Source organism: Neoroseomonas terrae (assembly GCF_018129025.1).
Classification (GTDB): domain Bacteria; phylum Pseudomonadota; class Alphaproteobacteria; order Acetobacterales; family Acetobacteraceae; genus Neoroseomonas; species Neoroseomonas terrae.
The window spans coordinates 1-15,210 of sequence record NZ_JAAEDI010000050.1 but is presented as its reverse complement, the minus strand read 5'-3'; the positions used below and the strand labels follow the sequence as shown (position 1 = coordinate 15,210).

Sequence of the window (15,210 nt, the reverse complement as noted above, 5' to 3'; positions counted from 1 at the left end):
CCGCTGCCGACCCGGGCTGCGGTTGCCCTGCGTGCGGCGGTAGCGCGCGGCGTGGGCGCGCGGCTGGCTGCGCGGGCGGCGCCGACCACGCCAGCGCCCGCAACCATGAGGCTGGAGGGCGGCCGCGGCGCCACCCCGACCCGCGCAAAGCCCTGGTCGAGTAGCGAACCCATGTGCCGGTCGCGCTCGACCCACGAAGAGCCACCCATGGTCACGCCGACCAGCCGCACCCCGTCTCGCATCGCGGAGGTCACGATGTTGAAGCCGGAATCCCGGATGAAGCCGGTCTTGATGCCGTCCGCCCCGTCATAGTCACCGAGCATGCGGTTGTGGTTGCGGATCGTCTGCCGCCCCCAGGCGAAATGCACGGTGCTGAAGTAACGGTAGCGGTCCGGGAAATCGCGAACCAACCGCAGCCCCAGCACCGCCATGTCCCGCGCCGTGGTGACGTTGTCGGGGTCGGGCAGGCCCGAGGCGTTGCGAAACGTCGTGCGCGTCATGCCAAGCGCGCGCGCGCGCAACGTCATGACCTGGCCGAAGCGCTCCTCGGTGCCGGCCAGATGCTCCCCGACCGCCGCGGCGACGTCGTTCGCGCTTTTGGTGACCAGCGCGAAGATCGCCTGCTCGACCGTCAGCGTCCTGCCCGCCGGCAGACCGAGCTTGGAGGGCGGGCGCGAGGCCGCCTCCTCGCTCATCCGGATCGGCGTCTCCAACTGAACGCGGCCTTCCCGCAGGGCCTCGAACAGCATGTACAGCGTCATCATCTTGGTAAGGGAGGCGGGGTAGCGCTGCTCATCGGCATTCGCGGCGAGCAGGACATTACCATTGCGGGCATCGACGACGATCGCGGCGTAACGGTCGCTGCCGATCTGCGCCGAGGCAGGGGCCGTGGACAACCACATGGCGAAGCCCGCCACGGCCGCGGCCAGAACACGCCATAAGGCGCAGGCCGGGCGCGGCTGGGCGCTCGATAACGTCATGCGGAATCCCCCTCCGTCCGGCGCGCGCGGGCCACAGCCGGTGACAACGTCTTGAAGATAGCCTCCGTCCGACGCACCGTCCACTTCAAATCTCATGGAGTTCGTTGCGGGGCAAAGGGTTACAAAACCTTCTTGCCGAGCTCTGTTACCGAGCCGATGCGTTACCATTCCAGTTCATTATTGTGCACCGCAAAAAATCCTTGCGTATCGAATGGCACACCGCCTAAACGGGCACCATGTTGCAGCGCAGCAAGACGACCCGGAGAGCCGGGTCAAACCGGCAGAACGGGGCCATGACGGTTCCCGCGACCGAGATCGAGAGGACTGACGACATGGCCGACGTGAAGGCTGACGTGAAGCGCATCGGCGCCGAGGGCACCGCCCAGGCCCAGCAGATCATGACCGAAGGCGCCGATAAGGCTCGCGCCACAATGGAGAAGAGCATGGAACAGATCACCAAGGGCGCCGAGGGCTTCATGAAGGCTGCCGAGCAGGCGACCGAGTTCGGCCGCGGCAATGTCGAGGCCTTCACGAAGGCCGCCCAGACCTGGGCCGCCGGCACGCAGGACCTCGCCCGCCAGGCGATGGCGCTCGCGCAGGGCATGACGGACCACACCCTGGAAGGTGCGAAGGCCCTCGCCGGGGTGAAGAGCCTGAATGAGGCCGCCGAGATCCAGACGCGCTACACGAAGGCCGCCATCGAGAAGGCCGTCGCCGAGTCCGCGAAGCTCCAGGAAGCCGTCTTCAAGCTGGCCGAGCAGGCCGCGGCGCCGATCAGCGCCCGCATGACGGTCGCCATGGAGAAGCTGGCGAAGCCGCTCGCCGCCTGATCCCGACGGGACTAAGGCCGCCCCGCCTCCAACTCCCCCCTCTTCCCGGAGCGGGGCGGCTGCACGAAGGGCCCGGCGCACGGACCCCCACCGCTCAGGCGGAGGGGGCCGGGGCCGGGCCCTTCCGCGTTGGAGATGCTGCGAACCCGTTCGCAGACTGTAACCGTTCCGGGATGGACAATGTGCGCCGACGATGCGGTCGGCCCTTCACCTCGCGCCGTGCCGTCCGATATCCTGCCATGCGGCGGAGACCGTTGTCGCAGCCGCCTAGGGAAACCACTTCTGCAGCCATGAGCGATCCGGACAAGCGTACGGGCAATGGGCAAGGCAACGACGGGTCGCAGACCGGCGTCGTCGTCAAGGCGCGGCCGCGCACGAAGAAGCCTGCCATGTACAAGGTGCTGATGCTGAACGACGATTACACGCCGATGGAGTTCGTCGTGCACGTCCTCGAGCGCTTCTTTCAGAAGAACCGGGAGGAAGCGACGCGCATCATGCTGCACGTCCACCGCCGCGGCGTGGGCGTCTGCGGCGTCTTCACTTACGAGGTCGCCGAGACGAAGGTGACCCAGGTGATGGATCTCGCGCGGCAGAACCAGCACCCTTTGCAGTGCACGATCGAGAAGGAATAGGGGAAGGGGTCGCAGAACCCCTGGGGGAAGCCCACATCACGACTGGATATCCGGTGCCGCCCGTTCACAGTGAGGCCGGCGCACCATCGACAGGGGAGCGTCACTGACATGCTGTCCCGCAACCTCGAGCAGACGCTCCACCGGGCACTGGCGCTGGCCAGTGAACGGCGACACGAATACGCCACTCTCGAACACCTGCTTCTGGCCCTCGGCGACGACCAGGACGCGGCCACCGTGCTGCGCGCCTGCGGCGTCGACCTCGACCGGCTGAAGCGCGACCTGACGGAATTCCTCGACAAGGATCTGGCGGGCCTGGTGACGGAACGCGCCGGCGACCCGAAGCCGACGGCCGGCTTCCAACGCGTCGTGCAGCGCGCTGCCATCCACGTGCAGTCGTCGGGCCGCGACGAGGTGACCGGCGCCAACGTGCTGGTCGCTTTGTTCAGCGAGCGCGAGTCGCATGCCGTGTACTTCCTGCAACTGCAGGACATGACCCGGCTGGATGCAGTCAATTTCATCAGCCACGGCATTGCGAAGGCACCGGGTCGGTCGCAGCCGCGCCCGGTTCAGGGTCAGGCGAATCCGCCTTCCGGGTCGAACAACGAAGAGAACCCTGAGAAGGAGGAGAAGCCGCGCGGCGGCCGCGGGCAGGACGCGCTGTCCAACTACTGCGTCAACCTCAACAAGAAGGCGCAGGCGGGCAAGATAGACCCGTTGATCGGCCGCGACTCCGAGATCGAGCGTACGATCCAGATCCTCTGCCGCCGCACCAAGAACAACCCGCTCTATGTGGGTGATCCGGGCGTCGGTAAGACAGCGATCGCCGAAGGGCTCGCGAAGCGCATCGTCGAGGGCGACGTGCCCGAGGTGCTGCTCAAGTCGACCATTTTCGCGCTCGACATGGGCTCGCTGCTGGCCGGCACGCGCTATCGCGGCGATTTCGAGGAGCGGCTGAAAGCCGTGGTGCAGGAACTGGAGAACCAGGCCGGCTCCATCCTCTTCATCGACGAGATCCATACGGTGATCGGCGCTGGCGCCACGTCCGGCGGCGCCATGGATGCGTCGAATCTGCTGAAGCCGGCGCTCGCCCAGGGCACGCTGCGCTGCATCGGTTCGACCACCTACAAGGAATACCGCAACTACTTCGAGAAGGACCGGGCCTTGGTCCGGCGCTTCCAGAAGATCGACGTCAACGAGCCGACGGTCGAGGATGCGGTGAAGATACTCCAGGGTCTGAAGACCAACTACGAAAAGCACCACAAGGTGCGCTACACGCCCGAGGCGATCCGCGCCGCGGTCGAGCTATCCGCGAAGTACATCCATGACCGGAAGCTGCCGGACAAGGCGATCGACGTGATCGACGAGGTCGGCGCATCCCGGATGCTGTTGCCGGAAGGCAAGCGGCGAAAGACGGTCACGCTGAAGGATGTCGAGGACATCGTCGCGAAGATCGCGCGCATCCCGCCGAAATCGGTTTCGACCGATGATCGGGAGCAGCTGCGCAATCTCGAACGCGATCTGAAGGCCATGGTCTTCGGCCAGGACAAGGCGATCGATGCACTCTCCGCCGCGATCAAGCTGGCCCGCGCCGGCTTGCGCGATCCGGAGAAGCCGATCGGCAACTACCTGTTCTCCGGCCCGACCGGCGTCGGCAAGACCGAGGTCGCGAAGCAACTCGCGAAGACGCTCGGCATCGAGCTGATCCGCTTCGACATGTCGGAATACATGGAGCGGCACAGCGTCAGCCGGCTGATCGGCGCGCCGCCAGGGTATGTCGGCTTCGATCAGGGCGGGTTGCTGACCGATTCCATCGACCAGCACCCGCATGCGGTGCTGCTCCTCGATGAGATCGAGAAGGCTCACCAGGATCTCTACAATATCCTGTTGCAGGTGATGGACCACGGAAAGCTGACGGACCACAACGGCAAGACCGTCGACTTCCGCAACGTCATCCTGATCATGACGACCAATGCTGGCGCTGCGGACATGGCAAAGCCAACGATCGGGTTCGAACGCGAGACGCGGATCGGCGAGGATGAGGAGGCGATCAAGCGCCTCTTCACCCCGGAGTTCCGCAATCGCCTCGACGCCATCGTTCCGTTCTCGGGCCTGACGCCCGAGATCGTCGGCCGCGTGGTCGAGAAGTTCGTCATGCAGCTCGAGGCGCAGCTCGCCGACCGCAACGTGACGATCGAGCTGTCGTCCGCCGCGAAGGAGTGGCTGGCGGAGCGGGGCTACGAACCCCTGTATGGCGCACGGCCCCTGGCCCGCATCATCCAGGAATACGTGAAGAAGCCGCTGGCGGAGGAGCTGCTGTTCGGCAAGCTCGCCAAGGGCGGCGCGGTGAAAGTCGGCCTCAAGGACGGTGCGCTGACCTTCGACATCGTCGAAGCCACGCCCCCTGCCCTGCCCAAGCCAGAGGAAGGCGAAGGGGATGCGGAGCGGGAGCCCGAGCAGGTCGAGTAAAAAGGTACTGGAGGGGGCTTTGCCCTCTCCAGACCACCCCCTCCAGACGCCGAACTGCCTTTGGAAACCTTGACTTGATGTCTTGTGCCGCCGGCGCAGGCGATAGCCGCATAAGGCGCCACGCCACATGAATCAGCCCACCCTTCTGATCGTCGATGTGCAGCGGGATTTCTGCCCGGGCGGCGCGCTTGCCGTACCGGGCGGTCACGAGGTCGTGCCGCTGATCAACAGCATTGCGCGGCACTATCGCCAGGTCGTGCTGACGCAGGACTGGCATTCGGCCGACCATTCCTCCTTCGCATCCCAGCATGATGGATGCGTGCCCTTCCAGACGAAGGAGAAGCACTACGGTTACCAGGTGCTGTGGCCCGACCACTGCCTGCAGGGCACTGACGGCGCGGCGCTGCATCCGGACCTCGACGTGCCGCACGCGCAGCTCATCCTGCGCAAGGGCATCCATCGTCATGTCGATTCCTACTCGACCTTCCTGGAAGCCGATCGTGTCACGCGCACGGGGCTCGATGGCTGGCTGACGTCACACGGCGTCTCCGAGGTGCACATATGCGGCCTGGCGACGGATTTCTGCGTCGCCTGGACCGCGATGGATGCGCGGCGCTTCGGCTTCGGCGCGACGGTCATCGAGGATGCCTGTCGCGCCATCGACCTCGACGGCAGCCTGGCCCGCGCCTGGGCGGCGATGGCGGCTGCGGGGGTGCGGCGCGCGCGTCTCGCGGATATCCTGCCCGTCTGACGGCGCACTCCCGCGCCGCGATGACGGGAAGCGCCAGGATGAGTGCGATCAAGGATTGGAAGGCCTATTCCGAGGCGCTGCGCGGTCGCGGCAAGGAACTCGGGCAACTCCACCCGGAGATCGTGAAGGGCTTCGTCGCGCTGAACAACGGCGCGGCGAAAGCGGCGCATCTGGACGCCAAGATGCGGGAATTCATCTCACTCGCGGTCGCTGTCACGACGCGCTGCGACGGCTGCATCGACGCGCATACGCGCAAGGCGCTCGCCGCCGGCGCGACGAAGGAGGAGATCGCGGAGGTGATGGGCGTGGCCATCGCGGTGAATGCCGGTGCGGCCTTCACCTATGCCCTGCATGCTCTCGATCGCGCCAACGAGTGACGGACCACCTGCGAGCAGCGGAATCGAGCGGCGGCTGACCTACCCTTACCTCGGACCCGCGGGCATTCGCGGGTTGCCGGCATGTCTTCGTCGTGGCGGAAGACTTAGTCCAAAGCGTTCCGCGCGACCTCCAGCGCCGCCTTCTGCGCCTTCGTCACTTTGGGATAGTGCAGGTCTAATTCCTCCAGGGCCTTCACGATCGCAGCGACGACGACAAGCCGCGTGAACCACTTCGTATCGGCAGGCACGACATACCATGGCGCGTGCTTCGCCGCGGTCCCCCGGATCGCCGCCTGGTAGGCATCCATATAGGCGTCCCAATGCCCCCGCTCCGCCACGTCGCCGGCGGAGAACTTCCAGTTCTTCTCGGGTTCCGAGATGCGCGAAAGGAAGCGCTTCTTCTGCTCCGCCTTGCTGACGTTGAGGAAGAACTTCAGCACCACCGTTCCCTGCCGCGCGAGGTAGCGCTCATAGGCGGCAATATCCTCGAGCCGTTCTTCCCAGATGTCCTTGCCAACCAGCCGCGGCGGTAGCTTCTGGCCGGCCAGGTACTCGGCATGGACCTTCACCACCAGCACTTCCTCGTACCAGGACCGGTTGTGGATGCCGATGCGCCCGCGCTCGGGCAGCGACGTCGAATGGCGCCACAGGAAATCGTGGTCGAGTTCCATGGCATTCGGCGCCTTGAAGGAATGCACCTGGCAGCCCTGCGGATTGACCCCGGAGAAGACGTGCTTGATCGCCCCGTCCTTCCCCGCCGCATCCATCGCCTGGAAGATGCACAGCACCGACCAGCGATCCTGCGCGTAGAGCATGTCCTGCAACTCGGCGAGCCGCACGACGCCCTGCTTCAGCAATTCCCCGGCATGATCCTTTTCGAGTTCGAGGCCCGCCATATCGTCCGGAGCGAAGTCCTTAAGGCGGAACCCCTTGCCGGAGGTGACGCTGAACCGGTCAAGGACCGTCGCGACGCGACTGCTGATCATGGAACCTCCCCTTCGGTGCCACCACGATCCACAGAGCGGAGATCATCTGCAACAGGAACGTCAAGGACAGCGCCGCCGCATAGCCGGCGCGATCCCACCCGCCATCCGCCTGACGCGGCCAGAGATCGAGGATCGCGCCAATGCCCGTCTGCAACGCGAAGACCAGCACCAGCATCGCGAAATTGATCGCGGTCGCCACGCGCCCCTGCAGTTCCGGCGGAAACCCCTGCCCCATTGCGGCATAGCCCGAGACGCCCACCGACCCGCAGAAGGAGAACAGGAACCACACGGCGGACACGCCCCAGAAGCCGGACGGAGTCGCCAGCACCAGCACCGCCTGCGCGGCCAGCGTGCCGCCGATGCCGAGATAGGGCACGAACATCGGGGAGAAGCCGCGCGCCTGCGCGAAGGATGCCGCCTGCCCCGTCGCCAGGCTGCCTGTCACGAGGCCGAGCGCGAAGATCAGCAACGCCGCCGCCCGCGGGGCATCCGCCAGGCCGCCCACATCGCGCAGCCACGGACCGGCCCATAGGCCCTGGAAGGTGAAGTTCAACGCCGACAGCACCATCACCGCAGGCAGGAATCGCAGGAAGCTCGGATCACGGAAGATGCGGCCGAACTCGGCGATCTCATGCGTCAGGCTGCGCCGTTGCGGCATCATGGCGCCGGGCGGCCGATCCGGCACCGCCACACGGATCCACGCCGCGGCGGCCAGCGACAGCACGGCCAGCATGACGAAGATGCCGCGCCAGCCCAGCAGCGGCAGCGCCCATTGCACCGGCACCGTGGCCGACACGCCGCCCAGCCCCGCGAGGAACAGGCCCGCCCCCGTCACCGCGGCTACGCGGTGTCTCGGGTACCACTGGGTATTGGCCTTCAGCATGGCCATCAGCCCGGCGGCCAGGCCGAATCCGCAAACCATGCGCCCCACTGCCAGCACCACCACGTCCGGCGCCGCCGCACAGATCACGAAGCCAGCGGCGGAGACGAGTGCCAGCGTGCTCTGGACCTTGCGCGGCCCGTGCAGGTCGAGCGCCACCCCAATGGGCAGTTGTGCCACGGCATAGGCACCGAAGAAGCAGGCGGCGAGCAGGCCGAGCTCGGCCGCGGACAGGCCGAACTCTATGGCGAGCAGAGGCCCGATCGTCGCGACCAGCGCCCGGTTGCCCTGGTTGAGGAAGTTGATCGCCGCCAGCGGCAGGGTGATGCGGGCGAAGCCGGGCGTGGCGGTCATCGGCGGGGATCGATCCGTACGCTGATCGGGCAGTGGTCGGACAGGCGATCGCGTAGCGCACCGTCGCGCTCGGTGAAGAGAAGGACGCGGAAGCTGTCGCGCACGAGCCAGTCGCGCGCGGGGCCGCCGAGCAGGATGTGGTCGATGAAGGGCGGCGACCGCCCTTGCTGGGACCAGCAGGGGTTGGAGAAGCCCTGCGTTGCGCGGACCAGTGGCGCGGCCTCGATGAGCGTGGCGATGAACTCGTCATCACGCTCCATGCGCCGGTTGAAGTCACCGAGGATGGCGAAGGCAATACCCTCGCGCTGGCGCTCGGCCACCCAGCCCCGCAGGATCGCTGCCTGGCGCCCGAGATTCTGGCAATCGCGCGAATTCGGCTGGCGGATCGGATCCCAGGCGCAGCCGCCGTCGAGATGGACCGACAGCAGTCGGATCGGCGGCCCTTCGCCGTCCCGCACCGTGATGTCGGCGCCTCGGCGCAACGAGAAGCGCGCCGTTGGCGCGAGGTCGAGCGCCATCAGGTCCGGGTTGCGCGTGACAGCCAGCCCGCGGCGCCACGCGAAGCCGGCACGCTGCGTGTCCGTCTCGGCGGGGAAGTGGAATTCGTAGCGCGTGGCGTCGAACACGCGCGCGGCGGCGAGCGGCCCGTCCACCTCCTGCAGCGCGACCACATCGGCGGCAAGCCGCTCGGCATAGCCGCGCAGCCGGTCGAGATCTGCCGCCTCGCGGGTCCGCAGGGACCGCGGCAGGTCGGGGTGTCCAGCAGGCTTCATCGTCAACCAGGCGATGTTCCAGGCCGCGATCTTGAGTTCACCCGCAGTCGCGGGCACGGCAAGCAGGACCAGCAAGGCGATCAGCAATCGGCGCATGGCGCGCTTCATAGCAGCGTCGGCACCGTTGCGCGCGCGGCCAGGGCCGGCGTCGCCGCCAGGTCTCGCGCACCGCAGGCCCGCAGGAAGTCCACGACCGCGTCCATCTCGACCGCATCACGCGTCGCATCGTGGAACGGATCGTCGGCGGCGCTGCCGCGCGGCACCCAGATGATCGTCTCGTAGCGCGCGCGGGTCAGCAGGACGCGGTAGGTATTGATGATGAAGCGGCGCTCCTCGGCACCGCGCACCTGCAACCACTGATGCCCGGCGAAGCGCCTCGGTCGCCAGCCTTCCACGGCGCGCACCATGTCGCCGCCCCAGGCGAGCCCCACCAGATCCAGTTCCAGCCCCTGGCAGTCATACTCGGTCGCGAAGGTCTCGAGGGCCTCGGAGGACCGGATATCGGGCCAGCGATTCAAGAACCAGTTGGCCACCTCCGGCACCTGCACGCCGAGCCCCTCGGCGCGCAACCGTCGCGCGCCGGCCGCAGCGACCAGGCCGGTACGCCGCAGGCCGCGGCCGAAGCAGCGCAACCCGTCTCGCATCGCGGCGATGTCGCGCGTCAGAAAGAACGGCACCCCACCCGCCTCGGCCACGATGGCAGCAGCCTCCGGCGCGTCGCCACGTAGCACGGCGTCGACCCAGGGGCTGCCCGCGGCATCCCGCACGCTGCGCATGGGAACCGTCAGATCGAGGTCAGGATCGAAGGTCAGCCACGGCCGCCGACCATTCGCCAGTCGTTGCGCCGGATCCTCCGCGGCGATCACCCGCGGCGCCGCAACGGCCCGCCAGCGCGGGTCCGCCTCAATGACGCGCCCCCATTCGGCGAGGCCGGCCTCGCCTGTGTTGATCTCCTGCCCGCCCCCGATCAGGGCGATGATCACGGACCATTCGTCGTGGCGCCCCATGATCTCCAGCGCGTGGGCGGGCTCGCTCATCGTCAGCCGGCTGACGCGACGCTGGGTGTCGCGCGTGGCCTGCGCTGCATCCCAGGCGCGCTGCGCCTCGTCGAAGACGATCACGCGTTCCTGCGGCACGTGGTCCGCGTGAATGACATGATGTTCGAGGAAGCGATGGACGTTCTGCAGCGCGGTCTGTGCCCGCCGGCGCGCCGCCACCAGGGCGCGCCCCCGGTCAGGCGCAGCATCGCGCGCCAGCGCCTCCCGCAGCACCGTGACGAGCGGCACGTTGCCAGACAGGAAGGCGGCGCCGTGCGAACGCAACGCACCGAACACGACGTTCAGCCCGCACAATGTCTTGCCCGCGCCTGGAATGCCCGTGACGAAGACCACGACATGCGCCCGCTCGGCCTCCGCCTGCACGATGGCACGGGTGATGGCCTCCGCCGTTCGCGTCAGGTTCGGCGCATCGGCCCGTGCCGCGGCAATCTCCGCGACCGAGTTGCGCCGATACAGGAGCGTCGCCGCTTCAAGCACCGTCGGCACGGGCCGATATGCGGCAGCCTCCCACCGAGCAGCGTCCAGCCGCGCACGGGGGGCAGCGATGCCAGCCTGAACCGCGCCGATTACCGCGCCGAGCTGGGCGCCGTTGCTGCACAAGACCGGCGCCACGCCGTGCCAGAACAGCGGCGCGGCGAACCGCGCCGGCGCCGCATCCGTCGCCACCAGCACCGGCACGACCGGATGCGCGCGACTGCCCGCATGGAAGTCGTGCAGATCGAGCGCATAATCCTCCGCCTGACGCAGATCCTGCCCGGCATAGCGGCCGGCGCCGTGCTTGAACTCCAGCACCAGGATCGCGCGGTCCGTCAGGATCACCACATCGGCGCGCTTCTCCAGCCGCAGCAGGTCGTATTCGAACAACACGCGCCAGGACGGATCGGCATCGCGCAGCGCGTCGTGCAGCAGCATCGCCGCTGCTTCCCAGGCATGACGCTGCGTCAGCTCCAGCGTCGCGTGGCGGGACGCCTGCGCGTGGCGGGACGCCTGCGCGTGGGCGAGGCGTGCGGCAACATCGCGCGCCGACATCGCCGAGAATTCCGTGACGGACAGCGACAGCCAGGCCCTCACCGCGCGACGCGCCCCGGCCAGGTCGCCACCGCCACGCTTCCCATCATCAGCATGAACCCCGCCGCATGAGTCACGGTGAACGCCTCACCCAACAGCGTCACCGCCACCAGCGCCGCCGTGCCCGGCAGGAAGGCCGTGAACACCCCGGCCATCCCCGCCGGCACCCGCCGCAAACCGGCGTACCACAGCAACAGGCACAGCACGCTCGCGGTCAGCGAGTGGAACACCAGCAGCCCCGCAATGGAAGGTGAGGCCAACGCCGCTGCGGTACCGATATCCGGCAGCGCGAACGCTGCGAGCACCAGCGCCGAGAATCCCTGCATCCACAGGCTCGCCGTGATCACCGGCACGCGCCCCGCGACGCGGCGGGCGAGCAGCACATAAGCCGCCTCCCCCAGAACCGCGAGGAAGACCAGCAGGTTGCCGAGGCCCGATCCGCCCACTCCGCCAGCCGCCTGCGCCACGGTGATGGCCGCCATCCCGCCCGCGGCCAGCCCCACCGCCGTCCATTGGCGAGCCGGCAACCGCTCGCGCAGCAGCACCGCCCCGCCGATCGCCACCACGGCCGGCAGCGTCGCCAGCACGAGGCCGCCTTCCAGCGCCGTCGTCAGCCGCAGCCCGGCAAGAAGTCCCGCGTTGTAGATCGCCGTGCCGAACACGGCCTGCAGCGCCAGGTTGCGCAACACCGCCGGCGGCACATGAACCGTCCCATCGAGCCGCCGCGCCAGCGGCCACAACACCGCCGTCGCCAGCAGGCAGCGCAGGAAGGCAATCATGGCGATCGGCAGCGCCTCGGCGAGCAGCTTCGCCACGGCGACATTGGCGCCCACCAGCGCCATCGACAAAGCGAGTTGCAGATAAGCGAGGCGCACGGCGCCGGACCCTACCGCGGCCCGGCGGCCCCCGCCATCACCCGACCCGCTTCTCCATGAAGACGCTGAGCGGATCGGGCGCGTAGCCCTCGAAGGCGTCGATCTCGACGAAGCCGGCACGACGATACAGCGCCAGCGCGGCATCGCTGCGGACGCCGGTCTCCAACCGCAGCACCTCCACCCCGCGCGTCCGCGCCGCGGCCTCAAGCGCCAGCAGAACCTGCGCGGCGACGCCGCGGCCTCGGGCGGTCGGGTCGGTCCACATGCGCTTCACCTCGGCCCAGCCGCCCTTCAGCACGATGGCACCGGTGCCGACGGCTCTCCCACCGGCATCCCGCGCGACATGGAAGAACACGCCATCGACGCGCAGCGCATCAAGGGGCAGGTGATGGTTGCTCTCCGCCGGATAGAGCGCGGCGCTGTTCGCCTCGCCGGCCGCCAGCATGCGGCGGACTTCCGGCTGATCGGGATCCTCGACATCAACGACGATCACGACGGCTCCTCCTGCCGAAACGGCGACAGGGTCGCCAGCATCTCCATCTCGCGCATCATGGCGGGCCGCTCGCGCGCGAGAAACTCCTCCACCGCGCCCGACAATCCACGATGCGCGATCCAATGGGCCGAGTAGGTCGGCACCGGCAGGTAGCCGCGCTGGATCTTGTGCTCGCCCTGCGCGCCGGCCTCGACGCGGCCGATGCCATGCTCGATCGCGAAATCCATCGCCATGTAGTAGCAGAGCTCGAAATGCAGGAAGGGCACGTCGATAGCCGCGCCCCAGTTCCGCCCATAGATCGCATCGCGCCCGACAAGGTTCAGCGCGCCGGCCACCGGCACGCCGTCCTGCTCGGCCATCATCAGCACGACCGCATCGCCGAGCCGCTCCCCCAGCATCGGCCAAAAGCGCCTGGTCAGGTATGCGCTGCGGCCCCACTTCCGGTCGGTGGTGCTGCGATAGAAGCGATGGAAAGCATCCCAATGGCGCTCGGTGATTTCGACGCCGCGCAGGCAGCGTAGAGTCAGCCCGCTCGTCTGCACGTCGCGCCGCTCCCGCCTCAGCACCTTGCGCTTGCGGGAGGCCAAGCCGCCCAGGAAGTCGTCGAAGCAGCCATAGCCCGGATTGGACCAATGGAACTGAGTGCCTATGCGCTGTAGCCAGCCGGCCTCGCCGAGGGCCGTCCATTCCTCGGCAGTGCAGAAGGTAGCGTGGACCGACGACGCTCCCACCGCCTGGCACGCTTGCACCAACGCCTGCGCCAGCGCGCCCGCCGGCACGCCGGCATCCGACCGCGTCAGCAGGCGGGGACCCGGCACGGGGCTGAACGGTACGCAGACCTGCAGCTTTGGGTAGTACCGCCCGCCTGCCCGCTCCAGCGCGTCGGCCCAGGCATGGTCGAACACATACTCGCCCTGGGAATGCGACTTGGCGTAGCAGGGCGCGCACCCCACCAAGGTGCCGGCCTCATCTCGCAGCGCAGCGTGCTGCGGCAGCCAGCCGCGCTCCGGCACTGCGCTGCCGCTATCCTCCAGAGCCGAGAGGAAGGCATGGCTGACGAAGGGATTGCCGTCGCCGGCACAGGCATCCCATTCCGCCGAGGGTATCTCGGCGATGCGCCGGTGCAGGGAAAGCGAAAGCGGGGCGGGTCCGTCGGCCATCCCGCCCAATGTCGCTCAGCCGCGTCGGGGCGCAAGGACCTGCGGTCGGCCGGCGGATCAGGCGTCGTGCGCCTTGTAGATGCTGATGGCGCCCAGGAGCATCGTCAGCGCCCCGCAACCGATCATGAATAGACCCACCACGCCGGATTCCGCCGCAGGCAGCCCCAGCGGCAAACTCATCAGGCGCGAAGGGCCGCCGAGCCCGACATAGGCCCCTCCCGCCGCAGCCGCGAGCCCCAGAAGCAGCGCTACTACGCCCATCGCCATCGCCCAGCGCCCGGCCGAGGAGAGCTCGACATGCGGGACGAGCGGATTGTCCCGCGGGTCGCGCAGCCCGAAATCCGACATGGTCATGTCTCATCCACAATCGTGGGTAGACATCACCACGCCGTGAGGAGCGCGCGCAATGCTCGGCCGCGCATTCCGCGGCCACCGTTGCAACTAGGCAACAGAGCCCGGTCGCCACTCACAACCCAGTCCGCCTCTGGGCCCGGTGCCAGAGCCCAATTTCGAGATTCGGCCCGCAGATTGGCGGGGGGGATAGCTCAGCCGATCTCGAACATCCCTTCCACTTCCACCGCCGCATCCGCCGGCAGGGACGGCACGCCGATCGTCGAGCGCGCATGCCGGCCGACATCGCCGAACACCTCCACTGCCAGGTCCGATGCACCGTTCATGACCGCGGCGTGCTGGGTGAACGAGGACGGCGCAGCGATGAAGCCGCCGAGTCGCAACACCCGTACCACCCGGTCGAGATCGCCCGTCGCGGCCTTCACCTGCGCCAGCACGTTGATGAAGCACAGCCGGGCCGCGAGCTTCGCGTCGTCGAGGCTCACCTCCGCGCCGACCTTCCCGGCATAGGCAACGGCACCATCCTTAAGCGGGATCTGCCCCGACACCACCAGCAGCGATCCGGAGATGGTGAAGGGCACATAGTTCGCAATCGGCACCGCCGGCGTGGGCAGGGTGATGCCAAGCGTAGCGATCCGCTGCTCGATGCGTCCAGCCATGGGTTCGGTATCCTTCGTGTCGGGCGGTCAGGCGGCGCGGCGCAGCGCGCGGCCCCGGCGCGGCGCCGGCTGCGCCGGCAGGTCGAGCGGCAGAAGCGGCGGCTGCACGAGCAGCGCCGGCGCAGGCAGTTCCTCAATCGTCGGGTCGGGCAGGTCGGCGCGGCCGAGATACTCGATGGCGAGGCGCCGGAATGCCCAGTCGAGCACGGAGGTGGCCCGCCGGATGGCCGCATCGCCCTCCACCTCGCCGCCGGTGCCGGGCGCATAGGCATAGGAATCGACGAAGGCATCAAGCGGCACGCCACTGGCAAGACCCAGCGAAACCGCCTGCGCCAATGCCTCGAGCAGCGCCCGTGCTGCCACGGTTTCGCGCGGCGCGCTGAAGGCGACCTCGCGCGGGAGCCCGCAGGAATCTTCCGCCACACGGAGGGCGATACGGGCGCCGCCGATGGCCACGCGCCAGGTGCGCGCCGCCGCTGCGCCGACGGGGCGGGGCGCGGCCCGGCGCGGCGCCTGC

General features: G+C 68.3%; 16 protein-coding genes. 5 read left to right on the top strand and 11 right to left on the bottom strand.

From position 1 onward, the window contains the following. On the bottom strand, positions 1-1,064 hold a 1,064-nt coding region (locus GXW78_RS27445; protein WP_338147864.1), incomplete at its 3' end, for a D-alanyl-D-alanine carboxypeptidase family protein. Between the two features lie 209 nt (positions 1,065-1,273). Here GXW78_RS27445 and GXW78_RS27440 point away from each other — a divergent pair. The 5 genes from GXW78_RS27440 (at position 1,274) to GXW78_RS27420 (ending at position 6,036) form a co-directional block, all read left to right on the top strand. Next, complete coding sequence (locus tag GXW78_RS27440) at positions 1,274-1,810, top strand: phasin family protein (protein ID WP_211872109.1); 537 nt, start codon at positions 1,274-1,276, stop codon at positions 1,808-1,810. A gap of 290 nt (positions 1,811-2,100) precedes the next feature. Further along, complete coding sequence (gene clpS / locus GXW78_RS27435; RefSeq protein ID WP_188970123.1) at positions 2,101-2,442, top strand: ATP-dependent Clp protease adapter ClpS; 342 nt, start codon at positions 2,101-2,103, stop codon at positions 2,440-2,442. A 108-nt stretch (positions 2,443-2,550) separates the two neighbouring features. Further along, positions 2,551-4,908 (top strand): ATP-dependent Clp protease ATP-binding subunit ClpA, encoded by a 2,358-nt coding sequence (clpA, locus tag GXW78_RS27430; RefSeq protein ID WP_211872108.1) that lies wholly within the window; start codon positions 2,551-2,553, stop codon positions 4,906-4,908. Positions 4,909-5,035: 127 nt separating this feature from the next. Further along, a complete protein-coding gene (gene pncA / locus GXW78_RS27425) occupies positions 5,036-5,659 on the top strand; it encodes a bifunctional nicotinamidase/pyrazinamidase (RefSeq protein WP_211872107.1) in 624 nt (207 codons plus the stop codon). A 47-nt stretch (positions 5,660-5,706) separates the two neighbouring features. Next, positions 5,707-6,036, top strand: a complete 330-nt coding sequence (locus GXW78_RS27420) for a carboxymuconolactone decarboxylase family protein (protein ID WP_338147865.1) — start codon at positions 5,707-5,709, stop codon at positions 6,034-6,036. Between the two features lie 104 nt (positions 6,037-6,140). On the opposite strand, the gene GXW78_RS27415 is transcribed toward GXW78_RS27420, so the two are convergent. The 10 genes from GXW78_RS27415 to GXW78_RS27370 all read right to left on the bottom strand — a co-directional run. Further along, on the bottom strand, positions 6,141-7,022 hold the full coding sequence (locus GXW78_RS27415; protein ID WP_211872105.1) for a polyphosphate kinase 2 family protein: 882 nt from the start codon (positions 7,020-7,022) through the stop codon (positions 6,141-6,143). After that, complete coding sequence (locus tag GXW78_RS27410) at positions 6,991-8,256, bottom strand: MFS transporter (protein ID WP_211872104.1); 1,266 nt, start codon at positions 8,254-8,256, stop codon at positions 6,991-6,993. Before GXW78_RS27410 ends, GXW78_RS27415 begins: the two co-directional genes overlap by 32 nt. Further along, positions 8,253-9,125, bottom strand: coding sequence for an endonuclease/exonuclease/phosphatase family protein (locus GXW78_RS27405; protein WP_211872103.1), 873 nt, complete (start codon positions 9,123-9,125; stop codon positions 8,253-8,255). Before GXW78_RS27405 ends, GXW78_RS27410 begins: the two co-directional genes overlap by 4 nt. An 8-nt stretch (positions 9,126-9,133) precedes the next feature. Beyond that, a complete protein-coding gene (locus tag GXW78_RS27400; RefSeq protein ID WP_338147863.1) occupies positions 9,134-11,158 on the bottom strand; it encodes a DNA/RNA helicase domain-containing protein in 2,025 nt (674 codons plus the stop codon). Beyond that, entirely contained in the window at positions 11,155-12,030 is an 876-nt protein-coding gene (locus GXW78_RS27395; RefSeq protein ID WP_338147862.1) for a DMT family transporter, read from the bottom strand. Before GXW78_RS27395 ends, GXW78_RS27400 begins: the two co-directional genes overlap by 4 nt. A 37-nt stretch (positions 12,031-12,067) precedes the next feature. Continuing rightward, on the bottom strand, positions 12,068-12,523 hold the full coding sequence (locus GXW78_RS27390) for a GNAT family N-acetyltransferase (protein ID WP_211872101.1): 456 nt from the start codon (positions 12,521-12,523) through the stop codon (positions 12,068-12,070). Continuing rightward, complete coding sequence (locus GXW78_RS27385; RefSeq protein WP_211872100.1) at positions 12,520-13,683, bottom strand: GNAT family N-acetyltransferase; 1,164 nt, start codon at positions 13,681-13,683, stop codon at positions 12,520-12,522. Before GXW78_RS27385 ends, GXW78_RS27390 begins: the two co-directional genes overlap by 4 nt. A gap of 57 nt (positions 13,684-13,740) precedes the next feature. Next, entirely contained in the window at positions 13,741-14,037 is a 297-nt protein-coding gene (locus GXW78_RS27380) for a hypothetical protein (RefSeq protein ID WP_211872099.1), read from the bottom strand. Between the two features lie 191 nt (positions 14,038-14,228). After that, entirely contained in the window at positions 14,229-14,693 is a 465-nt protein-coding gene (locus GXW78_RS27375) for a RidA family protein (RefSeq protein ID WP_211872098.1), read from the bottom strand. Positions 14,694-14,720: 27 nt separating this feature from the next. Continuing rightward, a partial coding sequence (locus GXW78_RS27370; protein WP_456307094.1) for a TSCPD domain-containing protein occupies positions 14,721-15,210 on the bottom strand: 490 nt, incomplete at its 5' end.

Bases quoted from the DNA above. Each gene is read 5' to 3' on its own strand.
- GXW78_RS27440 (WP_211872109.1), top strand. From the start codon at position 1,274: ATGACGGTTCCCGCGACCGAGATCGAGAGGACTGACGACATGGCCGAC.
- clpS (WP_188970123.1), top strand. From the start codon at position 2,101: ATGAGCGATCCGGACAAGCGTACGGGCAATGGGCAAGGCAACGACGGG.
- clpA (WP_211872108.1), top strand. From the start codon at position 2,551: ATGCTGTCCCGCAACCTCGAGCAGACGCTCCACCGGGCACTGGCGCTG.
- pncA (WP_211872107.1), top strand. From the start codon at position 5,036: ATGAATCAGCCCACCCTTCTGATCGTCGATGTGCAGCGGGATTTCTGC.
- GXW78_RS27415 (WP_211872105.1), bottom strand. From the start codon at position 7,022: ATGATCAGCAGTCGCGTCGCGACGGTCCTTGACCGGTTCAGCGTCACC.
- GXW78_RS27410 (WP_211872104.1), bottom strand. From the start codon at position 8,256: ATGACCGCCACGCCCGGCTTCGCCCGCATCACCCTGCCGCTGGCGGCG.
- GXW78_RS27405 (WP_211872103.1), bottom strand. From the start codon at position 9,125: ATGCGCCGATTGCTGATCGCCTTGCTGGTCCTGCTTGCCGTGCCCGCG.
- GXW78_RS27385 (WP_211872100.1), bottom strand. From the start codon at position 13,683: ATGGCCGACGGACCCGCCCCGCTTTCGCTTTCCCTGCACCGGCGCATC.
- GXW78_RS27380 (WP_211872099.1), bottom strand. From the start codon at position 14,037: ATGACCATGTCGGATTTCGGGCTGCGCGACCCGCGGGACAATCCGCTC.
- GXW78_RS27375 (WP_211872098.1), bottom strand. From the start codon at position 14,693: ATGGCTGGACGCATCGAGCAGCGGATCGCTACGCTTGGCATCACCCTG.